Source organism: Streptomyces sp. NPDC091682, from assembly GCF_044756625.1.
In the GTDB taxonomy this organism is placed as follows: Bacteria; Actinomycetota; Actinomycetes; order Streptomycetales; family Streptomycetaceae; genus Streptomyces.
Map to the genome: position 1 here is coordinate 568,429 of NZ_JBIVTH010000001.1, position 25,499 is coordinate 593,927.

Annotated in this window: 23 protein-coding genes and 1 pseudogene; 10 read left to right on the forward strand and 14 right to left on the reverse strand. The window is 74.0% G+C overall.

Going from position 1 to position 25,499, the window contains the following annotated elements; translation table 11 throughout:
- Nucleotides 1-74: 74 nt before the first annotated feature.
- Nucleotides 75-551 carry a hypothetical protein gene (locus tag ACIQK6_RS02835; RefSeq protein WP_329105619.1) on the forward strand — a complete coding sequence of 159 codons (477 nt, stop codon included), beginning with the start codon at nt 75-77 and terminating at the stop codon, nt 549-551.
- 46 nt (nt 552-597) lie between these two features.
- Here the strand turns inward: ACIQK6_RS02835 and ACIQK6_RS02840 are convergent, their stop codons facing one another.
- Both ACIQK6_RS02840 and ACIQK6_RS02845 read right to left on the reverse strand, forming a co-directional pair.
- Complete coding sequence (locus ACIQK6_RS02840) at nt 598-1,068, reverse strand: GNAT family N-acetyltransferase (protein WP_329105617.1); 471 nt, start codon at nt 1,066-1,068, stop codon at nt 598-600.
- Between the two features lie 76 nt (nt 1,069-1,144).
- On the reverse strand, nt 1,145-2,107 hold the full coding sequence (locus ACIQK6_RS02845; RefSeq protein ID WP_329105615.1) for a transcriptional regulator: 963 nt from the start codon (nt 2,105-2,107) through the stop codon (nt 1,145-1,147).
- A 101-nt stretch (nt 2,108-2,208) separates the two neighbouring features.
- Between ACIQK6_RS02845 and ACIQK6_RS02850 the strand changes: the two genes are divergently transcribed.
- The 3 genes from ACIQK6_RS02850 to ACIQK6_RS02860 all read left to right on the forward strand — a co-directional run bounded on the left by ACIQK6_RS02850 (nt 2,209) and on the right by ACIQK6_RS02860 (nt 6,980).
- Entirely contained in the window at nt 2,209-2,643 is a 435-nt protein-coding gene (locus ACIQK6_RS02850; protein ID WP_329105613.1) for a DUF3224 domain-containing protein, read from the forward strand.
- 246 nt (nt 2,644-2,889) lie between these two features.
- The gene (locus tag ACIQK6_RS02855) at nt 2,890-4,302 is read left to right on the forward strand and encodes an SWIM zinc finger family protein (RefSeq protein ID WP_402694165.1); all 1,413 of its coding nucleotides are present in this window, start codon (nt 2,890-2,892) and stop codon (nt 4,300-4,302) included.
- A complete protein-coding gene (locus ACIQK6_RS02860) occupies nt 4,299-6,980 on the forward strand; it encodes a DUF6493 family protein (RefSeq protein ID WP_402694166.1) in 2,682 nt (893 codons plus the stop codon). Before ACIQK6_RS02855 ends, ACIQK6_RS02860 begins: the two co-directional genes overlap by 4 nt.
- A gap of 119 nt (nt 6,981-7,099) precedes the next feature.
- On the opposite strand, the gene ACIQK6_RS02865 is transcribed toward ACIQK6_RS02860, so the two are convergent.
- Together ACIQK6_RS02865 and ACIQK6_RS02870 are read right to left on the reverse strand one after the other, a co-directional pair.
- Nucleotides 7,100-9,832, reverse strand: coding sequence for a DNRLRE domain-containing protein (locus tag ACIQK6_RS02865; RefSeq protein ID WP_402694167.1), 2,733 nt, complete (start codon nt 9,830-9,832; stop codon nt 7,100-7,102).
- 184 nt (nt 9,833-10,016) lie between these two features.
- Nucleotides 10,017-10,604 carry a helix-turn-helix domain-containing protein gene (locus ACIQK6_RS02870; RefSeq protein WP_402694286.1) on the reverse strand — a complete coding sequence of 196 codons (588 nt, stop codon included), beginning with the start codon at nt 10,602-10,604 and terminating at the stop codon, nt 10,017-10,019.
- A gap of 78 nt (nt 10,605-10,682) precedes the next feature.
- Here ACIQK6_RS02870 and ACIQK6_RS02875 point away from each other — a divergent pair.
- Nucleotides 10,683-11,921, forward strand: a pseudogene (locus tag ACIQK6_RS02875) (MFS transporter); the annotation flags it as partial.
- Here ACIQK6_RS02875 and ACIQK6_RS02880 read toward each other — a convergent pair.
- Nucleotides 11,864-12,061, reverse strand: coding sequence for a hypothetical protein (locus tag ACIQK6_RS02880; protein ID WP_329105605.1), 198 nt, complete (start codon nt 12,059-12,061; stop codon nt 11,864-11,866). The pseudogene ACIQK6_RS02875 and the gene ACIQK6_RS02880 sit on opposite strands and share 58 nt — an antisense overlap.
- Before the next feature lie 76 nt (nt 12,062-12,137).
- Entirely contained in the window at nt 12,138-14,069 is a 1,932-nt protein-coding gene (locus ACIQK6_RS02885) for a cellulase family glycosylhydrolase (protein WP_329105603.1), read from the reverse strand.
- A gap of 268 nt (nt 14,070-14,337) precedes the next feature.
- On the opposite strand from ACIQK6_RS02885, the gene ACIQK6_RS02890 reads away from it, so the two are divergent.
- On the forward strand, nt 14,338-14,646 hold the full coding sequence (locus ACIQK6_RS02890; RefSeq protein ID WP_189742644.1) for a hypothetical protein: 309 nt from the start codon (nt 14,338-14,340) through the stop codon (nt 14,644-14,646).
- Nucleotides 14,647-14,784: 138 nt separating this feature from the next.
- Here ACIQK6_RS02890 and ACIQK6_RS02895 read toward each other — a convergent pair whose 3' ends face one another.
- Nucleotides 14,785-15,150 (reverse strand): darcynin family protein, encoded by a 366-nt coding sequence (locus tag ACIQK6_RS02895; protein WP_329105601.1) that lies wholly within the window; start codon nt 15,148-15,150, stop codon nt 14,785-14,787.
- Entirely contained in the window at nt 15,140-16,063 is a 924-nt protein-coding gene (locus ACIQK6_RS02900) for an NAD(P)H-binding protein (protein ID WP_402694168.1), read from the reverse strand. The genes ACIQK6_RS02895 and ACIQK6_RS02900 overlap by 11 nt, the downstream gene beginning before the upstream one ends.
- A 114-nt stretch (nt 16,064-16,177) precedes the next feature.
- Here ACIQK6_RS02900 and ACIQK6_RS02905 point away from each other — a divergent pair, with 114 nt between their 5' ends.
- Nucleotides 16,178-17,110: a LysR family transcriptional regulator gene (locus ACIQK6_RS02905; protein WP_329105597.1), complete on the forward strand. Its 933-nt coding sequence runs from the start codon at nt 16,178-16,180 to the stop codon at nt 17,108-17,110.
- 136 nt (nt 17,111-17,246) lie between these two features.
- On the forward strand, nt 17,247-17,708 hold the full coding sequence (locus tag ACIQK6_RS02910) for a Crp/Fnr family transcriptional regulator (protein WP_189742646.1): 462 nt from the start codon (nt 17,247-17,249) through the stop codon (nt 17,706-17,708).
- A gap of 4 nt (nt 17,709-17,712) precedes the next feature.
- Here ACIQK6_RS02910 and ACIQK6_RS02915 read toward each other — a convergent pair whose 3' ends face one another.
- Both ACIQK6_RS02915 and ACIQK6_RS02920 read right to left on the reverse strand, forming a co-directional pair.
- Nucleotides 17,713-20,184 (reverse strand): ABC transporter permease, encoded by a 2,472-nt coding sequence (locus tag ACIQK6_RS02915; RefSeq protein ID WP_329105595.1) that lies wholly within the window; start codon nt 20,182-20,184, stop codon nt 17,713-17,715.
- Nucleotides 20,178-20,915, reverse strand: a complete 738-nt coding sequence (locus ACIQK6_RS02920; protein ID WP_329105593.1) for an ABC transporter ATP-binding protein — start codon at nt 20,913-20,915, stop codon at nt 20,178-20,180. Before ACIQK6_RS02920 ends, ACIQK6_RS02915 begins: the two co-directional genes overlap by 7 nt.
- A 327-nt stretch (nt 20,916-21,242) precedes the next feature.
- Between ACIQK6_RS02920 and ACIQK6_RS02925 the strand changes: the two genes are divergently transcribed.
- Complete coding sequence (locus ACIQK6_RS02925) at nt 21,243-21,686, forward strand: subtilase-type protease inhibitor (RefSeq protein ID WP_329105590.1); 444 nt, start codon at nt 21,243-21,245, stop codon at nt 21,684-21,686.
- 97 nt (nt 21,687-21,783) lie between these two features.
- Here ACIQK6_RS02925 and ACIQK6_RS02930 read toward each other — a convergent pair whose 3' ends face one another.
- The 3 genes from ACIQK6_RS02930 to ACIQK6_RS02940 are packed head-to-tail and all read right to left on the reverse strand — an operon-like array spanning nt 21,784 to nt 24,044.
- The gene (locus ACIQK6_RS02930) at nt 21,784-22,626 is read right to left on the reverse strand and encodes a GNAT family N-acetyltransferase (protein WP_329105588.1); all 843 of its coding nucleotides are present in this window, start codon (nt 22,624-22,626) and stop codon (nt 21,784-21,786) included.
- Complete coding sequence (locus ACIQK6_RS02935; protein WP_329105586.1) at nt 22,623-23,573, reverse strand: ATP-grasp domain-containing protein; 951 nt, start codon at nt 23,571-23,573, stop codon at nt 22,623-22,625. Before ACIQK6_RS02935 ends, ACIQK6_RS02930 begins: the two co-directional genes overlap by 4 nt.
- A 42-nt stretch (nt 23,574-23,615) precedes the next feature.
- Complete coding sequence (locus tag ACIQK6_RS02940) at nt 23,616-24,044, reverse strand: hypothetical protein (RefSeq protein ID WP_329105584.1); 429 nt, start codon at nt 24,042-24,044, stop codon at nt 23,616-23,618.
- 152 nt (nt 24,045-24,196) lie between these two features.
- Between ACIQK6_RS02940 and ACIQK6_RS02945 the strand changes: the two genes are divergently transcribed.
- A complete protein-coding gene (locus tag ACIQK6_RS02945) occupies nt 24,197-24,925 on the forward strand; it encodes a Sir2 family NAD-dependent protein deacetylase (protein ID WP_329105582.1) in 729 nt (242 codons plus the stop codon).
- Nucleotides 24,926-24,947: 22 nt separating this feature from the next.
- On the opposite strand, the gene ACIQK6_RS02950 is transcribed toward ACIQK6_RS02945, so the two are convergent.
- Entirely contained in the window at nt 24,948-25,436 is a 489-nt protein-coding gene (locus ACIQK6_RS02950; protein ID WP_329105580.1) for a VOC family protein, read from the reverse strand.
- Between the last annotated feature and the right edge of the window lie 63 nt (nt 25,437-25,499).

Sequence of the window (25,499 nt, forward strand, 5' to 3'; positions counted from 1 at the left end):
CCTTCGGGGAATCGGGGTGGATACTCAGGTCGTTGGGTGCGAGGTACTCAGACGGGCGGGACGGGTGGTGGGTGATGGCGGTACCCGGGCGGGGTTTCGAGCCCGCGACCGGCGACGGCCCGGCAGCCGCGCCCGGTGGGCGTGCGGCGGAGCTGCGCACCGCGTACGAGGGGTTGCTGCAGATCCGCCGTCTGGTGAACGGGCCGGCGGGCGCGGCGGTTCCCGCGCCGTGGGAGGTACGGCAGCTGCCGCGCGCGGTGGCCCTCGCGCTGGAGGCGGCGGGGATCGCGCCGTCGGCGCTGGACGCGCAGGGGAGGCGCACGCGGACGGGCTATCGCGTGGCGGCCGCGGCGGAACCCGGGCGGGTGGAGGTGACCTGGCTGGGCCCGGCGGGCGGCGGCGCGGCCGGTGAGGAGCAGGAGCGGCTGACGGCCTGCGCGGCCGTGCTGGAACGGCTGGGCTGGGTGTGCCTGCTGTACCGGGGCCCTCGGCGGCGCCGCTTCCTGGAAGTGGAGCCCCCGGGAGGGCCGGGAGCGCCCGAAGGCTCCTGAGGACCGGGAGGACAGGGAGGCTCCTGAGGACCGGGCGGGAGACCGCTCAGCTGAGGGTGAGTAGGACCACGTCCACCTCCTGGCCGCGGGCCATCGCGAAATCGCGGGTGCGGCCGGTGACGGTGAATCCGCACTTCTCCAGCACCCGGATCGAGCCCGTGTTGTCGGCCACCGCCCCGGCGTGCAGGGGGCGGGTGCCCTCCAGCCGGATCAGCTGGGCCAGCGCCCGGGTGGCGATGCCCCGTCCCCAGTGCTCCGGGCCGATCACGTACGTCACTTCGCGCTCCTCCGGCGGCCCGAACACGGCGGCGTGACCGACCACGACCCGGTCGGCCAGCACGGTGCGCAGGAGCAAGGCGGGGTCGTTGCGCACCTTCGCCCAGTGCGTGTCGAAGTGGCCCCGGTCGTAGTGGTACTTCCGGGTGATCGCCGCCATGTGTTGGAGGCCCGGGTCCGTCAACTGCTCCCAGAAGAGAGCCAGGTCGTCGTCGCTCGTCTCGCGCAGCTCGATCTCCACGTACGCGCTCCCTCTCCCCGGTGTTCGATCTTGACGGCCCACCCTACGAGGTGCGCGGGGCGGACGGGGTCCCGTGTCAGGCGTAGCGTCCGGCCAGCGCGGTCACCGTCTCGGCGAGGGCTAGGCGCAGCTCGGGCGGGCCGAGCACCTCGGCCTCCGTGCCGAGGCGCAGCAGGTCGCCGACGGCGACGACCTGGGACTCGACGGCGATGCTCAGCCGGACCCAACCGTCCGCGTCGGCGGGGCCTGCGGCGGCGAGCGCCCGGGTACCGGCCGCCCCGAACTGCATCGGCAGCAGCCGCTGTCCGCGCGGGGACAGCCGTAGTTCGGCGGTCTGCTGGTGGAGCACGGCGTCCAGGCGACTGGTGGACTCCTGCCAGTACGCGGCCAGTTCGAACCCGGCGGGCCGTTCGAAGCGCTCCGCCGCGGTGTCCACGGAAAGGAACCGGGAGACCCGGTAGGTCCGGACGGCGGCGTCGACATCGGCGACGAGGTACCAGATGCCGCCCTTGAGGACGAGGCCGAGCGGATGCAGCTCGCGCCGTACCTCGCCGCGCCAGCGGCGGTAGTGGGTGCGCAGCACGTGCTGGTCCCAGACGGCCTGGGCGATCTGCGCGAGGTGCGGGACGGGGTCGGCCTCCCGGAACCAGGCGGGCGCGTCGAGGTGGAAGCGGTCCTGGATCCGGCGGGCCCGTGCGGCGAGCGCGGCCGGCAGCGCGGCCTGGAGTTTGAGCTGGGCGGCCGCCAGGTCGGCACCGAGGCCGAGCTCCTGTGCGGGTCCGGGGGCGCCGGCGAGGAAGAGGGAGCCGGCCTGGGTGTCGGTGAGGCCGGTGAGGCGCGTGCGGTAGCCGTCGGCGAGCCGGTAGCCGCCGGCCGGGCCGCGGTCGGCGAGCACGGGGACGCCCGAGGCGCCGAGGGCGTCGATGTCGCGGTGGATCGTGCGCACCGACACCTCCAGCTCGGCAGCGAGTTCGGGGGCGGTCATCCGGCCGCGGTTCTGCAGCAGCAGGAGCAGGGAGAGGAGCCGGTCGGCGCGCATGGCGCCATTGTCGCCCGTACCTGACAGAAGGTGTCAGGTACGGCTGCCAGCCTGGGGGAACGCCGGGCGGAGATGCCGTCAGGCCGGCCGAAAGGACTGTCATGCCCACGCCCGTAGAGACCGGTGGCCGCTTCACCTTCGCCAACTGGCAGGAGAGCCCCGTCGGCGCCGTGGACACCGTGGACGCCGTCCCGCGGCTCGCCCACGCCCATGTCAACAACGCCTTCACCGGTGGGATCGCGGCCGCCGAGACCGCCTGCGACTACACGATCGCCTACACCGGGGAGAACCTCGGCTCCTACAGCGGGATGGAGTTGGTCCGCGGCAGCGTCGACGGCCGCAAGGGCAGTTTCGTACTGGAAGAGCGCGGCAGCTTCGACGCCGGCGGGACGGTCTGTCGTTTCGAGGTGGTTCCCGGCTCCGGCACCGGGGACCTCGCGGGACTGACGGGCTCCGGAGGGTTCACCTACCGGCACGGCGACACCTCCGTCGCCTACACCTTCACCTACGAGGTGGGGGAAGACCCGGCCCGCTGAGGGACCTGAACCGGCGCTCCCGGCCGGAGGCGAGGACGGCGGTGTCGTCGCACCATCGCGCTCCGGCCCGGAGGACGGTTCGTGAGCCCCTCGCACCGCGCGCGTGGCGGCGCTCCTCGAGGCATCGCCGCCCACCCGTCCGCCGTCTCGACGGGCTCGTTGCCGACCGGCGTCCGCTCCTTGCTCCCGGGGCCTCCCGGCGGCGGGCGAACGGCATTGTCAGTGGAGCCCCCTAGCGTCTCGGACATGACGCGGACCGCATATACCTTCGCCTACGCACGCCCTTCCTCACTGACCGCCTCCGACGCGGGTAGGACCCTCGGCCTGGAGACGGCGGGTGGTCTGACCCCGGCCGGGGCGGACCTCCATCCCCGGTTCTTCGCCGGTTTCCTGAGCGCCCCTCAGGCGGCCGCGCGGGCCCTGCTCGCCGTCGCGGACGTGGCCGCGGCCCGCTACTACCGGCGCACCCTGCCCGCCTCGCTCGACCCGGTCGTCACGGGCAACGGCGACCGGCTGCGCTTCGAGTCCTTCTCCGGGTGCTGCGGGGTGTACGCCCGGCTCGACGTCTTGCCGGACGGGCTGCGGGGCGCCGACACCGGCCACGGCACCACCAACGTCGACGTCAACAACCCGCTGCGCGAAGCGTTGTCCCGGCTGAGCGGCGACGACCCGCTGCACCTGCGGGTCGGCCCCGACGAGATGGCGGTGACGACGCTCGACGGTCCGGTCGTGGAGAAGAAGGTTCCGCTGCCGGAGCGCTGGCTGCGCGGCTTCGCCGAGTCCCAGGCCATCACCACCGGCTTCGACCTGCGGGCCGAACTGACCGCCGCCGAGGCGACGCGCTTCCTGCGTTCGCTGCCCCGTACCGCGGTGGGCGGCGGAGCCGTGAGCGCCGCCCTGTGGGTGGTTCCCGCCGGTCGTACGCTGCGCCCCACCACCCGGCCGGTGCCCGGCGCGGTCTGCCTGCCCGGCCCCGAGCGCCTCGCCGCCCTCCAGCGGGTGCTGCGGCACGCCACGGGCCTGCGCGTGTACGGTCCCGCGCCGGCCGGGGCGGAGCCCACCGCCTCCGCCTGGGAGGTCGCCCTGCCCGGAATGCGGCTCACGCTCACCCTCTCCCCGGAGGCCTCCCGCGGGTTCTCCGGCGAGGGCGGCGTCCTGGAGGCCCTGGCCACCGACGCAGCGGCCGAGGACGCCGAGCTGATCTCCGTACTGCTCGCCTGGGAGCCGCGCATCGATCCGGCCGACCTGGCCGAACAGTCGGGGCTCCCGGTGGACCGCGTCCGGGCGGCCCTGACCCGCCTCGGCACGGCCGGCCGGGTCGGCTACGACATCGCCGAAGCCGCCTACTTCCACCGCGAACTCCCCTACGACGCCCGCCGCGCCGAGCGGCACAACCCGCGGCTGGTCGCCGCCCGCGCCCTGCTGGCGGCCGGAGCGGTCACCCTGGCGGGGGCCGGTACCGCCCTGGTGGCCTCCGGTGAACGCCGCTACCAGGTGCGCGAATCCGGCGGAGCGCTCAGCTGCACCTGCCAGTGGTGGGCCGACCACCGGGGCCGCCGCGGCCCCTGCAAGCACGCGCTGGCCACCCGGATGGCCCTGCGGGCCGCCGTCTCCGCCACCTCTTCCGTCTCCCCCGCCCCTTCCGGAGCCGCACGATGACCCCCACCGCGACCCCCACCGCGACCCCAAGCGTGAACATCACCGAAGACACCACCGAGGACGTCCTCGCAGCCGTACGGGCGGGCCGCACCGCCGAGCTGCCCGGTCTCCTGAAGCCCCTGGAACCCGCACAAGGCCGGGCGCTGCTCACCGGGCTGAAGGAGCTGCGCCGCGAACTGCGTTCCTCGCGGTGGGAGCGCTGGGAGGACCGCAACCGGACGAGCCCGGCCCTCGTGGTCGCCGGAGCCGGCTGCCTCACGGGGGCGGCGGCCGCGGCCGCCTGGATCGGCGCCGCCGATCTGCGCCGCTGGAGGCCGCGGCCGCCCGTCGCCGCGCTGCTCGACGTACTGTCCGGCCGGGATCCGAAGTGGCTCGGCGACCTCGCCCACCGGCTGGCCGCCCGGTCCGCCACCGCCGAACAGGACTACCCGCTGATACGCGAGTTCGTCCGGCTCGCCGGTTGTCCGATGCCCACCACCGACGGCTGCGTCGAGGGCTGGGCGACGGCCGTGGGCGCGTCCCGCTCCCCTCTCGTGGTCACCCTGCGCCACGACCCGTACCTCACCGCCCTCGCCCCGCGGCTCTTCGAGACCGCCGAACCGGTCGGTGTCCTCACCTGGCACCGGGAGCCGGACGGCCCCGACAACTGGCCGACCGCGCTGGCCGCCCTGGCCGACGAGGGGTGCCTGGACCGCCGCGTCCTGCTGGACGGGTGCACCGCACGGTTGCTGCGCGGCGGCAAGCCCGCCCAGCTGAAGCCCTACCAGGAGATCCTGGAAGCCTTGCGTCCGACCCTCGAGGAGGAGCGGGAGCGCGCCGCCGACTGGGTCGCGCTGGCCGCCGACGCCCCTTCCGCCGTCGCCGGGAGCGCCCAGCAGACCCTCGCCCGGCTCGCCGCGGCGGGTGAGCTGGCCCCCCGCCTGCTCGCCGAAATGTCGGCCGCCGTCCTCTTCCGCCCCGAGAAGAAGCTGGTCCGCTCGCAACTCGTGCTGATCGGCAGGGAACTCACCCGCAACCCGGCCGCCGCCCCCGAACTGTTGCCGGAGCTCGCCGAGGCGTTCGGGCACGCGGACACCGGCATCCAGGAGCGGGCGCTCAAGCTGGTCGCCGCCCACCTCACCGACGATCCCGGGCTGCGCTCCGAACTCGCCCACCGGGCACACTTGTTGAGCCCGTCCCACCGGGCCCGGGCGGTGGAGGTCCTGGGACCGGACGCCGCTCCCACCGAGGAGTGCGGCCCCTACCAGGAGATCCTGCCGCCGTTCCCGGTCCCGGCCCCGCTCGCACCGGCCCCGGAGACGGTCGCCGAAACCGTGGAGTTGGTCGCCGCGGTGATCAACGCGCGCACCGCCACCGTCGAGGAGTTCGAGCGCGCCCTGGACGGGCTGGTACGGCACGCGTACCGGGACCGCGCGGCCCTCGCCGAGGCACTGCGTCCCGCACTGGCGGACCGCTGGTTGCTGGACCCCGAGCAGTCCCGTTACTCCACGCACGAGTTGCCCGGTCTGGAGCACATGGCCGCGTGCGTCCTGGACGCGTCGCCGACGGGCACGCCGCAGCCGGCCCCCGGGTCCTGGCGCATCGACTGTCACCACACCGCGACCGGCGCCGCCACCCGTGCGCGCGTGGTCGAGGCCGCGCGGCGCATCGGGTCCCGGCCGGCGCCCTTCCTCCTCGCCACGCCCACCGTGGAGACGGGTTCGCTGGACCCCCGCGTGCTGGTCGCCCGCCTGGTCGAGTACGGGCGCCTCGGTGCGGAGCCCGGGCCCGCGGACTTCGCGCAGGCCCTGCTGCGGGTCCGCCGCGACGCCTCCGTTGTCCCCGAGGCCGCCGCGCTCGGCACGCCCGCCGGCGACCGGCTGGCCGCCTGGCTCGGCGACGCCGGCCGGCCCGTGGCCGTCACCCGGCGTACCGCGCCGACGGTGTGGCACCGGTGGGGCGGCGAAACGCCGGCGCGCCTCGTACTGGACACGGAGCAGCGCATCACCGTAGTGCGCGAGTTCCCGCACCCGTTCCACGAACTGGCGAGGGAGCGCAAGGCGGCCGACCGCTGCTGGGACGGCCGCGCCGACGCGTCGCTGATCGCGGTCCTGCCCGAGGACCGGGAGGCCCTGGCCGCCTGGTGCCTCCCGGCGGTCACGGCCGGTGCCGTCAGCGAAGCGCGGGAGGCGACCACCGCGCTGCCCCTGCTCGCCGCGGCCGGTGGACCGGCCGGCCCGGCCCTGCACCTGGCGGTGGCCAGCGGGCTCGGCGCCCGGCACCCCGAGGACCGGCTGCGGGCCGTGGACGCGCTCCTCACCCTCGCCGCCCGGGGCGAGCTGGACACCGTACGTCTCGGGTGCGACCTGGCCGAACTGATCACCCTGGGGACGGTCAAGCCCACCCGGCTCGCCGACTCGCTGCGCACCCTCTCCGCGACGGGCGCGTACGCGACGACCTGGGCCGTACTGGACCACTCGCTGCCCGCGCTGCTCACCAGGACGGCCGATCCCCGTGGTGCCGGGGACCTGCTGTCGACGGCCGCCGAGTGCGCGGAACGGTGTGGGGCGGCGGCGCCCGAACCGGCCGGGCTCGCCGCCGTCGCGGCCCGGGGCGGCACCTCGCGCCTGGTCACCCAGGCCGTCCGGCTGCGCGACGCCCTCCGCCGCAACGAGGGGGCTCCCGCCACGGGCAACTGAACGGGTCCACCGGCGGGGGAGGGGCTCCTCGCCGTGGTGGACGCGCGCGGCTGATGCGGGAGGGGGCGCGGGACGGCCCGAAGGCCGCCTCGCGCCCCCTGGTTCACGGGACGGTCAGGTCACGGTGCGCCGAAGGTCAGCGTCAGCTGCGGCGTCCCTTCGTTCGCCTGCGCCTCGGAGGACCACAACCACAGGGCGTCCGTACCGGTGCTGCTGAGCGCCAGGCCGTAGCTGCTGCCGAGCGCCGCCGCGACGCCGGCGGTGGTCAGCCCGGTGGTGTGCACCGCCGAACCGTCCGGGATCGCGGCGAAGGTGCCGAGCGCCGGACCGCCCAGCGCGGGACGGTTGTTGTACGTCGTCCCGGCTTCGCTCCAGGAACCGGTGACCGGGAGGACCGAGACGGTGTCCGTGGTGCCGGCGCCGCTCTGCGTGCTCGTCTTCACGCTGAGCACGGCCGACTTCAGCACCGTGCCGGCGGGTGCGGCGGGCAGGTCGAAGCGCAGGTAGCTCGCGTAGAAGGAGGTGCCGCGCACCGCGAGCGATCCCGAGGTGCCGTAGTTGGTGGCGGGCGCACCCGCGTTGGCGTAGGTGTCCTCCGTGGCGGGCACCTGGACCACCGAGTCGGCCGGGGCGGTGGCGAGGGCGTAGTGGTTCTGGACCTGCGCCGCGCTGAGGACCGTGGGGTAGACGGCGGTCTCGTCGAGCCGGCCCGCCCAGTACTCGCTCGTGGGACGGTCGGGCCAGCCGCCGAGGCTGTCGCCGCCGGCGTGCCAGTAGCCCGAGAAGTTCTCGTGGGTGGTGACGGCGAGGGTGCCCCTCTGGACGCCGTCCACGTAGAGGGTCATCCCGCCGGGACCCTGGGTGGCGACGACGTGGTGCCACTGGTTGTCGTTGTAGGAGCCCGGGGTGGTGATGGTGCGGGTGGCTCCGGTGTAGACGCCGTAGACCAGCCGGCCATTGTTCGTCATGTAGATGTGCTTGTCGTACTGATTGCTGCCGCGGTTCTGGTTGTTCCCGAAGCCGACGAGCTTGCCGCCCCGGGTGGTGTCGGTCTTGAACCAGGTCTCGATGGTGTAGGTGCTGCCCACGGTCTGCCGCACGTCCCCGTACACCTGGGTGTCCGTGCCGTTGAAGCCGATCGCCGTGCTCGCGCCGGAGACCGCGCCGGGCGTCTGCCGCAGGGCGGGGGCGTTCAGGTGCGTGCCGCTCCGGTTGCCGCCGGCCGAGGAATCGGCGACGAAGGGCAGGGCCGACTCGTCGTAGCGCCAGTACTGCTGGGCGCCGTCGGTGCGGACCTGGTTCGGGTAGCCCTCCACCGAGGTCGGTACGGTCACGCTCGCCGTGGCGGACGGGGCGCTGGTGTTGCCGGCCGCGTCGGTGGCCGTCACCCGGTAGGTGTACGACTGGCCCGCCGCCGCGGTGGTGTCGGTCCAGGAGGCCTGCGGCCGCTTGAAGAACAGCGAGTCGGCGGTCACCGTGGCGAGGGGGGTGGCGGCCCCGTTGCGGTAGATCCGGTAGGTCAGCGCGCTGTCGTCGAGGTCGAGGCTGGTGCGCCAGCGCACCTGGACCTCACCGGGCCGGAAGCTGACCGCGCTGGCCACGGGCACGGTGGGTGCGCCGGTGTCCCCGGTGGAGGCGAACCGGGTCAGGCTCTGCTGCGGCGCACCGTTGACGGTGGTGAACTCCCCGCCGACCCACAGGTACTGGACGCCGCCCTTGGAGCCCACGGTCATCACGCGCGGCCCGATGCCCTCGCCGATGCCGTCGTTGGTGTCGGGGGCCCAGCCGAGCTTGCCGGTCCCGGTGGTGGGCTGGGCGAGCAGGTGGTGGCGCTGCCCGTCGGGGAACTCGCCGACGCTGGAGCAGTCGTGCGCGTGCGAGGCGCTGTAGAGCACGCTCTGGTACGGCAGGACGGCCTGGGTGGCGCCGAGGCAGGTGTCGCGCCAGCGCTGGCCGAAGTCGCCTAGGTTGAGGGCGATCCGGCCGTCGAAGACCCCGCCGCCCGTGCCCTCGTTGGCGGTGTAGAAGCCGGTGGCGTCGGTCGCGATGTCCTTGACCACGGAGTTGGTCTCGATGAATCCGGCGTAGGACTTGGTGAGCGCGCCGCTCGTCGCGTCGACGACGGCCAGCGCGTGGGTGTTCGTACCGTTGACGGTGAAGAAGTCGCCGCCGAGGATCACGTGGTCGCCGTCCGGGGTGACCTCGACGGCGCGGCCGGGTTCGTCGGCGTCGGCGGTGAAGGGCTTCAGCGCGCCGTCGGCCGCGCCGACGGCGGCGAAGCGCTGGCGCGGCTGGCCGGCGACGCTGAGGAAGTCGCCGCCCGCGTAGACGGTGTCGCCGGTGACGGCGAGGGCGCGCACGGTGGCCGCGAAGGCCGGCCGGAAGCCCTGTTTCACCGTGCAGCTCGCCACGTCGACGGCGGCGAGGCTGGAGACGGGGGTGCCGTTGACGGCCCCGAAGTAGCCGCCGACGTACAGGGTCGTCTTGTCCGGCGAGAGGGTGAGCGCGCGGACCGTGGCGCTGCCCGAGGCGACGGTGAAGGACAGCTCGCAGGAGGTCGGGGCGCCGGTCGCGGCGTCGAGCGCGACGAAGTTCACGGCCGACTTCTCGTTTCCGGATCCTCCCTCGGGCGGACGCACGGTGGAGAAGGTGCCGCCGACGAAGACCTGGCCGGCCGCTTCGGCGAGGGCCCAGACGACCCCGTCGGGCTGCCAGGTGGCCAGCGGGTCGGCGGTGAACGCGACGGGCGGGGTGACCGCGGCCGCCTGCGGGGCGAGGCCGAGGCCCACCCCCAGGGCGGTGGTGGCCAGGGACAGGGCGAGCGCGGCCGCCGCCCCTCGGGATCTACGCATGAATCCCCCAGTTCGGTGTGCGGTACGGCCGTAGGGTGCGGCCGGATGAGCCATGGCCGAAAACCACCGAACAGCAGTCCACGACCGTGCCTAAGGGCGCACCCTAGAGCGATTCACGGCTCGATTCATCCCACTTGACGTATCGGATGCGAAAGTGCGCCGGCCCGCACACCTGCCCCTGCCGTCACGCGCGGGGCTTCGCCCGGACGTGCATCCGCTCGCCCTGCCGCCCGAACAGGCTGAGGATCTCCACCGGCCGCCCGTCCGCGCTGCTGAACCAGTGGGGCAGCCGGGTGTCGAACTCGGCGGCCTCACCGGGACCGAGGACCAGGTCGTGCTCGGCGAGGACGAGGCGCAGCCGGCCCTCCAGCACGTACAGCCACTCGTAGCCCTCGTGCGTCCGCGGATCCGGCTCGCCGCCCCGGTCCGGGATGAGCATCTTGTAGGCCTGGAGGGGGCCGGGGCCCCGGGTCAGCGGGACGGCCGTGCCGCCGTTCGGGAGGGTGCGAGGGGTCAGCCGGACCCGGGGATCCCCCACTTCGGGAGCGCCCACCAGGTCGTCCAGGGGCACTTGGTACGCGGCCGCGAGCGGCAGCAGCAGTTCCAGGCTGGGGCGGCGCTGCCCCGACTCCAGCCGGGACAGGGTGCTCTTCGAGATGCCGGTCGTCTCGGAGAGCGCGGCCAGGGTGAGACCGCGCCGGGCGCGCAGCCGTCTGAGCCGGGGGGCGACCTCGTCGAGGACCGCCTGGTGGGGGGTTGGCTTGTCGTCCATCCGGACATTGCACCCGGCCGTCCCGGAAACGGCAACAAGGTTTGCCGTCCACCACCCGGCGCCCGCACCCTCCCCGGCATGAGCCCACACACTGATTCCGCGACCGGACCCCGACAGCGCCGCACCACCACCGCCGGCGACGATGACGGCGCTGACGCCGGCGCGCACCGGCCCGCGGCCCGGTGGGCGCTCGCCGCCCTCTCCCTCTGCGTGCTGCTGTCCTCGCTCGGCACCGGCATCGCCCACGTCGGCCTGCCGACCCTGGCACAGGTCTTCTCCGCGTCGTTCCAGGAGGTCCAGTGGATCGTCCTGGCCTACCTCCTCGCCGTCACCACCCTGGTCGTGGGTGCCGGACGCCTCGGCGACCTCGTCGGCCGCCGGCGGCTGCTCCTGGCGGGAATCCTCCTGTTCACCGCGGCCTCGGTGCTGTGCGCCGCCTCGCCCACGCTCTGGCTGCTGGTCGGTGCCCGGGCGGCCCAGGGCCTGGGAGCCGCCGTGTTGACGGCCCTCACCCTGGCGTTCGTGGGTGAGACGGTCCCCGAGGGGCGGACGGGCAGTGCCATGGGGTTGCTCGCCTCGATGTCCGCGGTGGGCACCGCCCTCGGTCCGTCGCTGGGCGGGGTCCTGCTCGCCGGGGCCGGCTGGCGGGCGCTCTTCCTCGTCAACGTGCCGCTGGGCCTGGCGGCGTTCCTGCTCGCCCACCGCCATCTGCCCGCCGACCGGCCGGAACGCGGGGGCGACCGGCCCCCCTTCGACCACCTGGGGACGCTGTTGCTCGCGCTGACGCTCGCCGCTTACGCCCTCGCGATGACCCGCGGTGGCGTCCTTTCCGGCACGCTCGGCACCGCCCTCCTGCTGGCTGCCGTCTGCGGGGTCGTCCTCTTCGTGCACGTGGAGTCGCGGGCGGCCGCCCCCTTGGTCCAACGGACGCTCCTGCGCGCTCCGGTGATCGGTGCGGGCCTCGCCTCGAGCGCGCTCGTGTCGACGGTGATGATGGCGACACTGGTGGTCGGGCCGTTCTACCTCTCCCGGGCGCTCGGGCTCGGCGAGGCCCCGGTGGGACTCGTCCTGTCGGCCGGTCCGCTGGTCGCCGCGGTGACCGGGATGCCCGCGGGACGCCTCGCGGACCGCTTCGGCGCGCAGCGCACGACCCTGCTCGGTCTCCTGGCAATGACGGCCGGCGCCGTCGCCCTCTCCCTGACGCCGGCTTCGCTCGGTGTCCCCGGGTACGTCGCCCCGCTCGCGGTCGTGACGGCGGGCTACGCGGTGTTCCAGACGGCCAACAACACCGCCGTCATGGCGGACGTCGGCCCCGACCGGCGGGGCGTCGTCTCCGGCATGCTCGGTCTGTCGCGCAATCTCGGCCTCATCAGCGGTGCGTCGCTCATGGGCACGGTGTTCGCGCACGGGTCGGCGACGGCCGACATCGCCTCGGCGCCCGCGGGGGCCGTGGCCACCGGGATGCGGTTCACCTTCCTGGTCGCGGCGGCCTTGATCCTCGTCGCGCTCGCCGCCGTCGCCGCGGCGGGCCGGTCAGCGGGCGCCCGGACCCGGCAGGGGACGGCACAGCAGCGCGGCCGGGGAGGGGCGGGTGGCGGCGCGGGTGGTGAAGGCGATGCCCGCCGCGTACTCGGTGGGCAGGCACTGGCCCTTGTAGTTCCCGTAGGCGAACTCGCCGCCGGGGCCGCCCGCCGGGCGGTCGTCGCCCCGGTCGAACCACACCGTCCGGCCGCCCCCGGGAAGCGCCGTACGGGCCGGGGCGCACAACGCCGCCGAGACCCGCTCGCCGCGCAGGCTGTAGCCGATCAGGAACTGGCCGGCCGGGCACTGGAACTTGGTGTATCCGGTGGCCCAGTCGCCGCCCGCCGGGACGTACCGCTCGTCGCGGACCACGGTGTGCCCGCCCGTCGGGGCGCGCAGGTCGGAGCTGGTGCACAGGCCCCGGCCACCGGTGTGGGCGAGCCCGCTGAGACGGGCGCCGTCGGGACAGACCGCCTTGCGGGCCCCGCTGTCCCAGTCCCCGGCGGCCCGGGTGCGCAGCGAGGCGTTGTGGTCGCGGTGGTCCGTGGTCAGTTGGTACCAGGCGGTGGTGGCGGGGACCGGTCCGGTGCGGCCGGGGGTGGCGGCGAGCGGGGACCACCGGGCGGTGCGCCAGTCCCCCGGGTCCAGGACGCCGGAGCGGCGGCCGGTCGCGTCGTAGCGCAGGAGCGCCCAGCTGTCGCCGCCGGGGGCGCCCTGGGCGGTGGTGCTCCAGCCGACGAGGGGCCAGTACGCGAAGTCGGCGTCGGAGCGCGTCAGGTAACCGGTGAGGCGGTCGAACCAGGCGCGCGGGGCGGCGCCGCCCTCGTCGGCCCCGATTCCGAACTCGCTGATCCAAACGGGGGCGGTGAAGTGCGTGCCGGTCTCCGCGGACACGAAGAAGGCCTGGTCGTAGAGGGTCTGTTCGAGCTCCGCGGCGGTCATGTCCTGGTAGCGGAGGTCATGGGTCTCGCCGATGCCGGTCGCGCCGCTGTGCCGGGGGCCGGTGTACCCGTAGAAGTGGGCCGAGTAGACCAGCTTGTTCGAGGTGACCAGGGTGTGGGACAGGGTGCGTACGGGGGTGAGGGTGGGGCGGCCGTGCGGGAAGCCGTCCACGGGCAGGCCGAACCAGTTGATGCCCTCGACGACGATCAGCAGGTTCGGGTTGGCCTCGGTGAGGATGCGGTCGGCGGCCTCCTGGGCGGCCGCGTGCCAGTCGTGGTCGTCGCCGAGGCCCCAGTTGGGGTCGTCGAAGAAGTCGCGGCGGACCTCGTTGTAGAGGTCGGCGCCGACCACGCGCGGGTTGTCGCGGTAGCGGCGGGTGAGGAAGACCCAGTCGTCGGCCCACTGGGCGGTGGAGCGACCGCTGTTCCAGCGCTCGTTGCCGTCGAGGCCGCAGCACCAACGGGTGCTGACGGTGTGGTTGTTGAGGATGACGGCGAAGCCGGCGTCGGTGAGGGCGGCGACCACGGCGTCGTAGACCTGGAGGGGCGTGCGACCGCGCAGGGCAGGGTTGGCCGCGACGGCGGAGTCCGGGACGGGGGTGGTGTCGCGCAGCATCTCGTTGGAGAAGGGCAGCCGGATGCTGTTGAGCCCCGCGGCCCGGAAGTCGGCGAGCAGGGTGGGCAGGGGGACGCGGTCCAGGCCGATCGGGATTCCGTGGGCGTTCTGCCCGCTGTGGTGCGTGGCGGGGTCGTTGCGGTCGCCCGAGCCGTTCCAGGACCCTTGGGCTCCGTCCCAGTTCCCGGAGCGCAGGCGGAAGCGGTTGCCCTGTGCGTCGACGACGTACCGGCCCCGGGTGGACAGCGGCGGGGTCCAGGCCTCGGTGGTGCCCGGGGCGGCCTCGGGGTGGGGGGCGGCGGCGCGGGCGGGCTGCGCGGGCGGCGTCGACAGGACGCCGACCACCAGCAGGAGGGCGCAGAGGATCGCGCGTAAGAGGTTCTTCATCTCGCTCCTGCCGGAAATTCGGCCGTCCCGGCGGGCGGCTGCCGCGGGCAGGTTACCGGCGGGTCGCTTCCGGGGGAAGTCGAATGCGCGGACGCTTTCCGGCCCGGATGACCCGCGGCCTGCCCGGACGGCACCGGACGGCACCCACCAGATTCAGCCGGTGGACCCCCAGTGACGCACCGTCACCCTGCCGAAACGGCCCCGCGCGGGGCCGCGCCCCTCTACCGTGCCCTGAGGTGATGTGGCACGGCACCGGAGGACGGGGCGGATGGACGACGACGAAGACATGCGGCTGGCGGGAATGACGCCGGAGATCTCCCGCCGCACCCTCACCCTGCTGCGTGGCCTGGCGGGCCTCGAGCCGCCCGAGCAGGTCCCCGAGGAGGCCATGGTGGTCGCCGACGCGGTCCTGGCCGAGCACGGCACCGACGGGCTCCGGGTGCTGGTGATGACCCTGGCGGCCTGGGCGACGGCCCAGATCGAGAACGTCGCCGAGCTGAGCGGGCGCAGCCACGAGGCCGTCCTCGACGCGATGGAGCTGGCCTGCTTGGAGGCGAACGCCGAGGACACCCCCTAGCGCCCGGCGGGGTGCCGGACGAAGGCTTCGACGTCGCTCCCGCGGCGCGGTGAGGTGCGGTGCCCGGGAGCCCGCTGCGCGGCCGGCGAGGGCCCGGTGCCCCCGCAGGGCGGCGGCACCGGGCGGGCGGGGCCCGCGTCAGGTGGCGAGGGTGGCCACCGGCTCCAGGCCGTAGGTGCGGGCGTAACCGTTCTCGGTGCCCACGAGCAGGTCCACCACCTCGAAGTACCGGTCCCAGAAGGGGGTTTCGCGCAACGCGTCGATCAGCAGCCGGTAGGCGTCGTGGTCGTCCGCCTCCCAGACCCAGATGTCGGTGACCCGCGCCGAGTAGAACTCCGTGTCGTAGAAGCGGGAGCGGACGCCGCGGGTGCGGGCCTCGATCACCGGGACGACACCGGTGGTGAAGGCGTGGACGCGTTCGGCCAAGGTCATCGCCAGCCACTCGGGCGTGGTCTTGACCAGCATGAACGCGGTGACCGGCGGCTCGGTTCGGTCAGTGGGCATCGACTGCCTCCGAGGTGGCGAGGACGGCGGGCCCCAGGGTCTGCGCGCACCACTGGGCGAAGCCGGTGGCCGGGCCAGGGCCCGTCTGTGGCCCGCGGGCGACGCCCGAGTCCAGGCCCTGGTCCTTGGCGCGCTTCATGTCGACCATGCCCTCGACGAACGCCGCATGGAGGCCGTGGGCGAGCATGGCGGACCGCATCTCGTCGAGCGACTCGCGCCGGTAGCGGACCGGACGGCCCAGTTCCGCGGTCATGATGCGGGCCAGGTCGTTGGGCGACAGGTCCTGCGGGCCGAGCACCGGCACACTGTCGACGCCGGTCCAGGAACGGTCCAGCAGCAGTCCGGCCGCCGTCGCTGCGATGTCGGCGACGGCCACCAGCGGGGCCGGACGGTCGGCCGCGACGGTGTCGGTGAAGACACCGTTCTCGCGGATCGAGTCGACCTCCTCCAACAGGTTCTCGAAGAAGGACGGATTGGCCAGTGCGCGGTAGGCGACACCGGAAGCGGCGATCAGGTCGTCCATGGCCAGGGAGGTGGTGACCAGCCCGGCCCGGCCGGCCAGGGGGGTGCCGCGGCCGAGCGCCGAGACGCCGACGACACGGCCGACCCCGTGGGCGGCGAACGCCCGCGCGGCCGGGCGGGTGAAGCCGCTGTACGCCTCCTCGGGCGTGAGCGAGGCGTCCGGTGGCACCAGCCAGAAGACGGCATCGGCCCCGGTGAAGGCGCGCTCGACGGTCGCGGCGTCGCCGTGCGAGCCGGTGACCACCTGGACCCGTCCGCGTACGGCTTCGGGGAGCCGGGCGGGATCGCGGACGACGACGCGCAACTCCTCTCCGTGCGCGGGCGCGGCTTCGACCAGCAGCGACAGCAGCCGCCGGCCGATGTTTCCGGTGGGGGCAGTAATGACGATCATGAAAACCTCGGAGTCGTGTCGAAGCGGTAAGGCCTCCTCATCGTGCAAACGCCCACCGCATTGCCACAATGGGAACTTCAGCATCCAATCCTTGCCAGAATTGGAATAACGCCGTTGACCAGCATCGTTCCCCACCTCGACGCCAATCTCGCCGTCGCCCTCGACGCCCTCCTGACCGAGCAGAGCGTCACCCGCGCCGCCGCACGGCTGCGCACCTCGCCCGCGGCGATGAGCCGCACGTTGGCCCGGCTGCGCCGGGTGCTCCAGGATCCGCTGCTCGTACGGGCGGGCCAGGCGATGGTGCCTACGCCCCGCGCCGAGGCGCTGCGGGACGAGGCCGCCGCGGTGGTGCGCCGGCTGGAGGCACTGCTCACCCCGAGCGGCGGGATCGACCCCGCCGCACTGCGGCGCACGTTCACCGTCCAGGCCTCGGACCTGGTCGGCGCCGCGCTGGCGCCGGGGCTGCTCGCGCTGGCCCGGCGCCGGGCGCCGGGGGTCTCGCTACGGGTGCTGGCCGAGGAGTGGGAGGCGGGCCCCGCGCTGCGCGAAGGTCGGGTCGACCTGGAGATCGGGGCCATCGACCACGTCGACCCGGAGACCCGGGTCGAAGAGCTGGTCACGCTGCGGATGGCGGCCGGTGTCAGAGCCGGGCACCCGCTCACCGAAGGGACCCTGACCCCTGCTCGGCTGGCCGCGGCCGAGCACGTGGCGGTCAGCCGCCGGGGCCGCTTCACCGGTCCGCTGGACGCGGCCCTGGCCGAGCAGGGCCTCAGCCGGCAGGTGAGCGCCGTCCTGCCCGGGCATCTGGCGGCGATGGCACTGGCCGCGGTCGGCGACGTGGTCTGCCTGGTACCGACCGCGCTGCCGGGCGAGCCGCCTTCGCCACTCGGCGACGCGGCACGCGCGATGGGGCTGCGCCTGCTGGACATCCCGCTGCTGCTGCCACCTCTGACGATCGGCATGGCCTGGCACCCGCGGCACAGCGCCGACGGGGCCCACCAGTGGCTGCGCAACGCCGTACGACGGACCCTCCGCCCGACCCCCTGACTGGCGTGGAAGGCCGCCGGGGCCCGTTCCCGGACCGGCCCCGGAAGAAACCGCGTCCCGTCCGGCCGCGATATGGCGGGCTTCGGCGACACTGGGAGAGCAGGAGCGTCGTGGGGGGTCGTGATCGGAGGCCGTCGTGAGCACACCTTCCCCCATCCGGATCGCCGCCGTCCTGTCCACCGAGCACCGTGGACGGCTGATGTCCCAGGCCCGTGAGGTCAATTTCCCGGAGAGCGCGCGCATCTTCGACGAGGGCACCCGGGCGGATTCCTTCTGGATCGTGCGTTCCGGCACCGTGACCTTGGAAATCCCCGTCGCCGGCCGCCGGCCCGCGCCCGTGGAGAGCCTCGGCCCCGGTGAGCTGGTGGGGTGGTCCTGGCTGTTCCCGCCGTACGTGTGGCAGCTCGGCGCGGAGGCGATGACACCGGTACGGGCGTACGAGTTCGACGCCGCGACCGTGCGGATGTTGATGGACGCCGATCCCACCTTCGGCTCCGCGATCGGACACTGGGTCGGGCGCGTCCTCGCGATGCGCCTCCAGCAGACCCGCACCCGCCTGCTGGAGCTGTACGCCCCCCGCCTCAGCAGCACCGCATGATGAGCTAGTGCTGGCCCGCCGTCTCGACCGCCCTGCGCCGTAGGCACAGCCCGGCCGGGACGACCGCGGAGACCACCGCCACGGCCGCGCAGGCGCCGGACGTCGCCCCGAGGGCGGCCCACGGGATCACCAGGGCGCCCCTGACGTCCAAGAGGCCCAGTGCCGCCCCGACACCGGCCAGGTTCAGGGCGGCGACCAGGGTGCCGGTGACCGTGCCGACGAGCACGACCAGCAGGGACTCCCCCGCCACTAGCCGCAGGACCTGCCACCGGGTGGCTCCGGCCAGGCGCAGCACCGCGAGCTCGCGGGCCCGGTCGGAGGTGGCCGTGACCAGGGTGCCCGCGAGCGCGATCCCCGTGTAGAGCAGGGCGATGCCGAGGACCAGCAGGAAGCCCGTCCGGGTGGTGCGTCGGGTCCCGGGCCGGTTTTCGGACAACCACCGGTCCTTGGTGAGGGCGCGGCCCCCGGCCTGCCGTGCGGCCTCGGCCAGCGCGGCGCCGACCGCCGCGCCGTCCGCGCCCGGGGCGAGGCGTACGTCGATCCGGTCCACCGTCGCGCCGGGGGCGTTGGCGGGGGTGACGTAGGCGCCGTTGCCCCCGGTGCCGGTGCTCATCACGGCCGCGATCCGCAGGGCCTTGCGGGTGCCGTCACCGAGCCACACCTCGACGGTGGATCCGACGGTGTGCCGTTCCCATTCCGCGGTGACGATGACGGAGTCGTCGTCGAGGTCGGTGACCGATCCTGCCGTCAGGGGCAGTCGGGCGGTCCGGGCGAGGGCCGCGGGATCCGCGGCGCGGGCGTCGGAGCGGATCAGCGCCCTGCCCTCCTCCAGCACGTGGACGGCGGTCGCGGCGGTGGCGGAGATCTCCGTTCCAGGTACGGCCCGGATCCGCTCGACCGCGGCCGGATCGAACCCGCCCGGGCCGGCCGTGACGACGTGGTCGGCGGTGGTCCGCTGCCGGATCTCGGCGGCCTTGGCCTCGTTCAGAGTGGCGGTGGTGCCCAGCAGGGATCCGGCGAGGGCCACGGTGACCAGGACGGGGGCGGCGACGGCCGCCGTACGCCGGGTGCCGGCCGCCGCGTTCTCCCGGATCAGCATCCCGCCGGCGCCCGGCAGCCGGGCGGGGAGCCAGGCGAGCAGCCGGACCAACGGGCGCACCAGCACCGGCGACAGCAGCGCGAAGGCGACGATGAACAGCATCGGACGGCTGGTGTACGTCTTGCGGTGGAGCAGGTCCGCGGGGTCGGTGAGCAGGGCGTGGGCGAGGGTGCCGAGGCCCGTCAGCAGCAGTCCGGCGCCGAAGATCCAGCGGCCCGGGGTCATGGTCCGCGTCTCGTACGCGGCTTCGCGCAGTGCCTCGGAGGGGGCGACCCGGCCCGCCCGCCAGGAGGCGGCGACGACTCCCGCGAGCGCGACGGGCAGGCCGGCCCAGAAGGCCGCGTGGAAGGGCCAGGTGGCGTCGCCGACGGCGAACCAGCGGGGTGCGAGGCCCTCGTCCACCAGGTGCGAGACGAACACGGGCGCTCCGTACGCCCCGAGCAGACAGCCCGCTGCGGAGGCGACCACGCCGAGCATCAACGCCTCGGCGACCACCGTGCGCCGGATTTGGCCCGGGGTGGCGCCGGCCGTGCGCAGCAGCGCGAACTCCTTGCGGCGTTGGGCGACGGCGAAGGCGAAGGTGGAGGCGACGACGAACACCGCGACGAAGCAGGTGATGCCGCCCGCGGTGCCGAGTACGGCGTTCACGGCGACCAGGGCCTCGCGCTCGCGTTCGGGGTCGGGGTCGGCGTGGCGGCGGTCCGGGCCGGTCAGGACCCGTACGTCGGTGTCCCGGCCCGGGAACGCCCGGACGGCATCGCGTACGGCGTCCCGTACGGCGGTCGGGTCGGCGGCGACGACGAGTTGGTCGACGGCGGGCGAGAGCCGGGCGGCGCGGGCATCGGTCCAGAAGACGGCGTCCTCGAAGCCGCGGTCGGCGACGGTGCCGACCACGGTCACGGGGCCGTGGTCGGTGCCGATCCGGGCCCCGGGCCGGGACCAGCCGGTGGTGACGACCTCGTCGTCGGAGCGCGGGGACCGGCCCGCGTCGAGGGCGTACGGGGCGAAGGCGGCAACGGACCAGGGATGGCCGACCAGGTGCTCCGGCCCGCCCTCGGCTCGGACGGGGAAGGACCGGTCCTCGGTGGTCGGGCCGAGGGCGGCCAGCCGCCGGGCGAGTTCGGAGGGGACGGGCCGGGGGTGGGCGAGCTTGGCGGTGCGTTCCCCGCCCGGGACGGGGACGCGCAGCACGTCGTCGCCCCTGACGACGACGGGGGCCTGGGCGAACCGCTCCGGGAGGCGCTGCGGGGCGTCCAGGGTGGCGGCGAGCCCGAGGCCCATGGTGGCGATGAGGCCGACGCCGAGGGCCAGGGCCACGAAGCTCCCGAGGAGGGTGACCCAGCGGTGGCGCGCGGTGCGCAGGGCGATGGTCAGCACGGCGCTCCCTCCAGCGCGGTCATGCGGGCGGCGATGTCCTGGGCGCGTGCGCCCAGGACATCGCCGTTCACCCGGCCGTCGGCGAGGAAGACCACGCGGTCCGCGTAGGAGGCGGCCACGGGGTCGTGGGTGACCATGACGACGGTCTGGCGTTCGGTGTCGACCATGGTCCGGAGCAGGGTGAGCACCCCGCGGCCGGTCTGCGAGTCCAGGGCGCCGGTGGGTTCGTCGCCGAAGAGCACCTCGGGGCGGGTGATCAGGGCGCGGGCCAGGGCCACGCGCTGCTGCTGCCCGCCGGACAGCTGCGCGGGCCGGTGCCGGGCCCGGTCGCCGAGGCCCACCCGAGCCAGCGCCTCGCGGACCTCGGCCCTGGCGGGGCGGCGGCCGGCCAGGCGCAGGGGCAGGGCGACGTTCTGTTCGGCGGTCAGGGCGGGCAGCAGGTTGAAGGCCTGGAAGACGAAGCCGATGCGGTCGCGACGCAGCAGGGTCAGCCGGGTCTCGCCGAGCCGGCCGAGTTCGGTGCCGCCCACGCTCACCCGACCGGAGGTGGGCCGGTCGAGTCCCGCCGCGCATTGCAGCAGGGTGGACTTTCCGGAGCCGGAGGGGCCCATGACGGCGGTGAAGGTGCCCCGGGGAACGTCGAGGGAGACCCGGTCGAGGGCGGTGACCGCCCGGTCGCCAGCGCCGAAGACCCGGGTGACGTCGTCGAGTTGGATCGCATCGTTTTCCATGCCTGAAGCCAACCGTCGCGGGCGGCGCCGCACAGCGGGCCCAGGCCGTGTCTCCGGGGTGGGGCCGGCCCTACCCCCGGAGGGGCCCCAGACCCCGTCCGGGCAGATCACAGGCGTGGTGCGGCAGGTTTCGGGGAGGTGTCCCGGTCGGTGTTCGGCCGATTCGGCGGCCCGCTCCCGCACAGGTCAGCCCGATCGCACGGCTGCTGTCTGCAGTCATTCGTACACGATCGGTGACGGAAAAAGGAGGTCCGAACGGGCGTTCATGGCTCGGGTCGGCAAGACTGCGTCCGCTATCCGAAACACCAACCCAAGGGAGTGTTCGAAATGCGGTCCATCGCAAGGGGTCTCGGGCTCGGTTCCGCCGCCATGGCGCTCACCGCGCTCACCGCGCTGGTCTGGCCGGGTACGGCCGGAGCCGCACCGACCGGTACCCAGAGCCTGTACGCGCCGTCCGCGCTGGTGCTCAGCGTGACGGCCGGGCCCGATGCCAAAACGGGCACGGTCCTGCGCGCGGTGACCCTCGTCTGCTCGCCGACGCCCGGCGGGACGCACCCGAACCCGGCTGCGGCGTGCGCCGAGTTACGTGCCAACGGCTCACGGCTCGACCCGCTGGCCGCACCGGCCGCCGGCGCCGTCTGTACCAGGGAGTGGAACCCGATGACGGTGACGGCCGTCGGCGTGTGGCAGGGCCGTCGGCTCAGCTACACGTACACCTTCGCCAATCCGTGCGGCCTGCGGAACACCTCCGGCGTACTGTTCGGCTTCTGACCCCGCGTGAGGCGGTGGGCCGGGCGGCGCCGTGCGACCGCCGTCCGGCCCGGCTCACCGGGGCGCAGCCGCCGATGCCGTCAACAGCTCCGGCTCCTCATCCCAGTTCGAGACTGGTCACCCCGAAGAGTTCCGACAGGGCGAGGTCCGGCGCCGGGCCGGTGTACATCCGGGCGGTCTCGAAGGCCGGGGCCAGACCGAGGCGTTCGAAGAGCGCGGCGGCCGCCGGGTTGGCGTCCGGTACGTCCACGGACACCAGGCCGTCGGGAGCCTGCCGGGACAACTCCCGCAGCAGGGCCGCCGCCACCGCCGGGGTGGCCGCATAGAGCGGGCCGATCCGATGGGCGGCGCTGGAGGGGCGGATCACGCCGAGACCCTCGATCCGGCCGTCCCGGACGGCGGCCAGGGCGGTGCGGCCGGGCAGTCCGGTCCATGCGGACAGGAAGGCGCCCCGCGCCGCGGGGAAGAACCGCCGGTCATAGGCGGCGAGCCGACCGAAGGGCAGGGTGCCCGCGTCCACGACCTCGACCCCGCCGTCGTCGCCCCCCTGTGGGGCGCCTTCGTAGCGGAAGTTGTTCCAGGCCGGGCGGAAGCCCGACTTGCGGTAGTTGGCCTGCTGGTCGACGACCCCGTCCAGACCCACGAGGCGCCCGTCGAGCCGTTCCATCCCGGCGCGCCACAGCCGCATGCCGTACCCCTGGCCGCGGACGGCCGGCCGGGCGATGTAGAAGCCGATGAAACCGAAGCCCCCGCCGTACCGCACGGCGGAGATGCAGGCCACCGGCTCGCCGTCCAGCCGCCCCATGAGGAACCCCTCCGGGTCGGCGACCGCGAAGGCGAACCGGTCCGAGTCCCCCGGATTCCAGCCCTCCTCGTCGGCCCAGTCGCGCATCAGCCTCATGTCGGCGGCGCTCGCGCCGCCGATCTCGAATCCCGTCATGCGGGTGTTGTACCAGATGGGGCCGGTGTGCGCAGGAGTGCCTGATGCGTCGTCAAAAGACTTACGAACGCGGCCTGATCGGCCTCCCGGTGGAGGTCACTGACCTGACCGTCCCCTACTTCGACGACGCGCCACACCCCGTCCGCGCGCAGTGCGAGGTCGGTGGTCACGAAGGGGCAGCCCAGCGCCTCGACTGCCGCCCGGACCGGTTCGAGGGCCGACGCGAGGGCCGGTCCCGGGACCTCGCCGACCGGGCTGTCGGGGTGGGCGGTGACCAGTCGCGGCGCCCCGTCCCGCCACCACACCCGCACCTCCGCGGCCGCCCCCTCCGGCGTGACGAAGTGCTCGAAGGCCCGCACCACCACCCCGCCCGCCAAGAACTCGCCCTGCAGTTCGACGAAGCGGGCGACGACGCGGTGCAGCGCGGCCCGGTCGGCGAGGTCGGGCACGTAACAGGCCTCGTCCCACTCGTGCTTGCGGGACTTCACGTAGTCCTTGATGACGGCGGGTCCCGGCGGCAGGCCCACCGTGAGGGCCGCGAGGCCCTCCGGATCCGGGACCGTCCCAGGCCCCGCCGGCAACCAACTGCTGACCGGGGTCAGACCCGCGAAGGTCTCGTACCAGCCGGGGAGTTCGTGCGCCCTGCGGTACGCCTCCGGGGTGACGACCAGCTCACCACCGCGTCGGCGCAGGACCGCGTCCAGTGCGGCGTAGTGGCCCGAGGGGATCATCCAGCCGCGGTACCAGACGGCTCCGGGCCCGTCCGGCACGCGCGCGACGGCCCGTTCGGCGTCCCCGGCCAGCAGCGCGTCGTGGTCGATGAGCAGGGCGGTGCCCCCGGTGTCGCGCAACTGTCGGGCCTCCGCCGCGAAGTGGGCGTCGACCCGGCGCTCGTTCAGGGGGTCGCGGCAGTAGAGGACGGTGGCGGTCGTGGTTGTCGTAGCCATGCACCCACCCTATGGACGGCCCCGTCGATCACCGTACGGATTTCAGCCCGCGCAGATCACGTCGTCGAGCCGGATGGGGTTGGAGTCCAGACGTACGTAAGCGGTGAAGGTGTCGGTGTTGCCGGAGGCCCAATGGGTGGTCACGGTGGCCCATCCCACCGAGGCGGTCTTCGCGACGGTGACCGGGCCGACGCTGATGTCCTGCGGCTCCTCTTGGGAGCAGAGCAGGACGTCGACCTCTTCGTTGACCTGCTGTCTCTCCTTGAGGATCTGCGAGACCTGGTTCTCCCGGTCCTGCTCGGAGGGGCCGTGGTCACCGTAGAAGCCGATGAGGAACTCGCTGATCTGGGCCGCGGTGTGTCCCCTCCCCACGACGGCGGCGGGCGCGGCGAGGGCGGGGACGGACGGCACGACCGGGAGCGCGAGCAGGGTCAGCAGCAGGGCACCGAGGCGGTACGGCGTGAGCATCATGTCCGGTCTTGTACCCGCCGGGCCGGCGGATCGGGAGGGCGGGGCCCGGATCTCACTCCTGTGGGGGTCGGGATTCACCGCAGAAACGACCCGCCGGCGGGTACGCGGAAATGGGCTCGCGGGCCGCCCGTACCCGTGCATAGGGTCGGTGCATGGGGAAGCCACTTGTCGCAGTGTTCAGCGGGGCCGGAATGTCCACCGACTCCGGAATTCCGGACTACCGAGGGCCCCGGGGCCTGTGGCGGCAGGATCCCGATGCCGAAAAGCTCGTGACCTACGCGTACTACATGGCCGATCCGGAGATCCGGCGCCGCTCCTGGCTGATGCGCGCCGAGATCGGCGCGCTCGGAGCACGGCCGAACGCCGCGCACCTGGCCGTGGCGGAGTTGGAGCGCGGCGGCACCCCGGTGCGGGTGATCACCCAGAACGTGGACGGACTGCACCAACTCGCCGGAATGCCCGACCGCAAGGTCTTCGAGTTGCACGGCAGCGCACGATCGGTGGTGTGCACGGCCTGTCACGCCCGGTCGGACATGGACGGGGCGCTGGCCCGGGTGGCCGCCGGGGAACCGGATCCCGCCTGCCTGGTGTGCGGCGGGATCCTCAAATCGGCGACCGTGATGTTCGGCCAGCGGCTCGACCCCGAGGTGCTGGGGCAGGCGATGGCCGTGGCCAAGGGGTGCCAGGTCTTCATCGCCGTCGGGTCGACCCTGCAAGTACAACCCGCCGCGTCGCTCGCCGGCATGGCCGCGGAGGCCGGGGCCCGACTGATCATCGTGAACGCGGAGGAGACCCCGTACGACCCGCTGGCCGACGAGATCGTCCGCGAGCCGATCGGCACCGCCCTGCCGGCCCTGCTGGCCAGGTTCGCCGTCTCCTAGTCCCCGTCGCCCACGCCCCGGCCTAGCTCTGGCCCGCGTCCGCCGCCCGGCGCATTTCCGTCACGTCCAGCTTCTTCATCTGCATCATGGCGGCGGTGGCCCGGGCGGCCCGCCCGGGGTCCGGGTCGGCGATCAGGTCGATGGCGCCCGGCGGGATGACCTGCCAGGACACGCCGAACCTGTCCTTGACCCAGCCGCAGACGCCCTCCTCGCCGCCGTCGCCGGTCAGCGCGTCCCAGTAGTAGTCCGCCTCCGACTCGTCGGCGCAGCGGATCTGGAAGGAGATCGCCTCGGTGAAGGGGAACTGCGGACCGCCGTTGAGGCCGATGAACTGCTGGCCGTTGATCTCGAACTCCACGACCATGACGGAGTCGGCCCGGCCGGGGCCCGCCTCCGTGTACCGACCGATCCGGCCGAGCTTGCCGTCCTTGAAGACGGACAGGTAGTAGTCGGCGGCCGCTTCCGCATTGCCGTCGAACCACAGACACGTGGTGAATCCCTTGCCGCTCATCTCTGCCTCCGGGCCGGTCGCTGGACGATGGATGCCGTCCCTCACATACAGACCGGCCCCGGA

What these genes read in the sequence shown, in the direction of transcription:
- ACIQK6_RS02835 (WP_329105619.1), top strand. Translation starts at nt 75, where the DNA reads ATGGCGGTACCCGGGCGGGGTTTCGAGCCCGCGACCGGCGACGGCCCG.
- ACIQK6_RS02845 (WP_329105615.1), bottom strand. Translation starts at nt 2,107, where the DNA reads ATGCGCGCCGACCGGCTCCTCTCCCTGCTCCTGCTGCTGCAGAACCGC.
- ACIQK6_RS02850 (WP_329105613.1), top strand. Translation starts at nt 2,209, where the DNA reads ATGCCCACGCCCGTAGAGACCGGTGGCCGCTTCACCTTCGCCAACTGG.
- ACIQK6_RS02855 (WP_402694165.1), top strand. Translation starts at nt 2,890, where the DNA reads ATGACGCGGACCGCATATACCTTCGCCTACGCACGCCCTTCCTCACTG.
- ACIQK6_RS02860 (WP_402694166.1), top strand. Translation starts at nt 4,299, where the DNA reads ATGACCCCCACCGCGACCCCCACCGCGACCCCAAGCGTGAACATCACC.
- ACIQK6_RS02865 (WP_402694167.1), bottom strand. Translation starts at nt 9,832, where the DNA reads ATGCGTAGATCCCGAGGGGCGGCGGCCGCGCTCGCCCTGTCCCTGGCC.
- ACIQK6_RS02870 (WP_402694286.1), bottom strand. Translation starts at nt 10,604, where the DNA reads ATGGACGACAAGCCAACCCCCCACCAGGCGGTCCTCGACGAGGTCGCC.
- ACIQK6_RS02885 (WP_329105603.1), bottom strand. Translation starts at nt 14,069, where the DNA reads ATGAAGAACCTCTTACGCGCGATCCTCTGCGCCCTCCTGCTGGTGGTC.
- ACIQK6_RS02890 (WP_189742644.1), top strand. Translation starts at nt 14,338, where the DNA reads ATGGACGACGACGAAGACATGCGGCTGGCGGGAATGACGCCGGAGATC.
- ACIQK6_RS02895 (WP_329105601.1), bottom strand. Translation starts at nt 15,150, where the DNA reads ATGCCCACTGACCGAACCGAGCCGCCGGTCACCGCGTTCATGCTGGTC.
- ACIQK6_RS02900 (WP_402694168.1), bottom strand. Translation starts at nt 16,063, where the DNA reads ATGATCGTCATTACTGCCCCCACCGGAAACATCGGCCGGCGGCTGCTG.
- ACIQK6_RS02920 (WP_329105593.1), bottom strand. Translation starts at nt 20,915, where the DNA reads ATGGAAAACGATGCGATCCAACTCGACGACGTCACCCGGGTCTTCGGC.
- ACIQK6_RS02925 (WP_329105590.1), top strand. Translation starts at nt 21,243, where the DNA reads ATGCGGTCCATCGCAAGGGGTCTCGGGCTCGGTTCCGCCGCCATGGCG.
- ACIQK6_RS02930 (WP_329105588.1), bottom strand. Translation starts at nt 22,626, where the DNA reads ATGACGGGATTCGAGATCGGCGGCGCGAGCGCCGCCGACATGAGGCTG.
- ACIQK6_RS02935 (WP_329105586.1), bottom strand. Translation starts at nt 23,573, where the DNA reads ATGGCTACGACAACCACGACCGCCACCGTCCTCTACTGCCGCGACCCC.
- ACIQK6_RS02940 (WP_329105584.1), bottom strand. Translation starts at nt 24,044, where the DNA reads ATGATGCTCACGCCGTACCGCCTCGGTGCCCTGCTGCTGACCCTGCTC.
- ACIQK6_RS02945 (WP_329105582.1), top strand. Translation starts at nt 24,197, where the DNA reads ATGGGGAAGCCACTTGTCGCAGTGTTCAGCGGGGCCGGAATGTCCACC.
- ACIQK6_RS02950 (WP_329105580.1), bottom strand. Translation starts at nt 25,436, where the DNA reads ATGAGCGGCAAGGGATTCACCACGTGTCTGTGGTTCGACGGCAATGCG.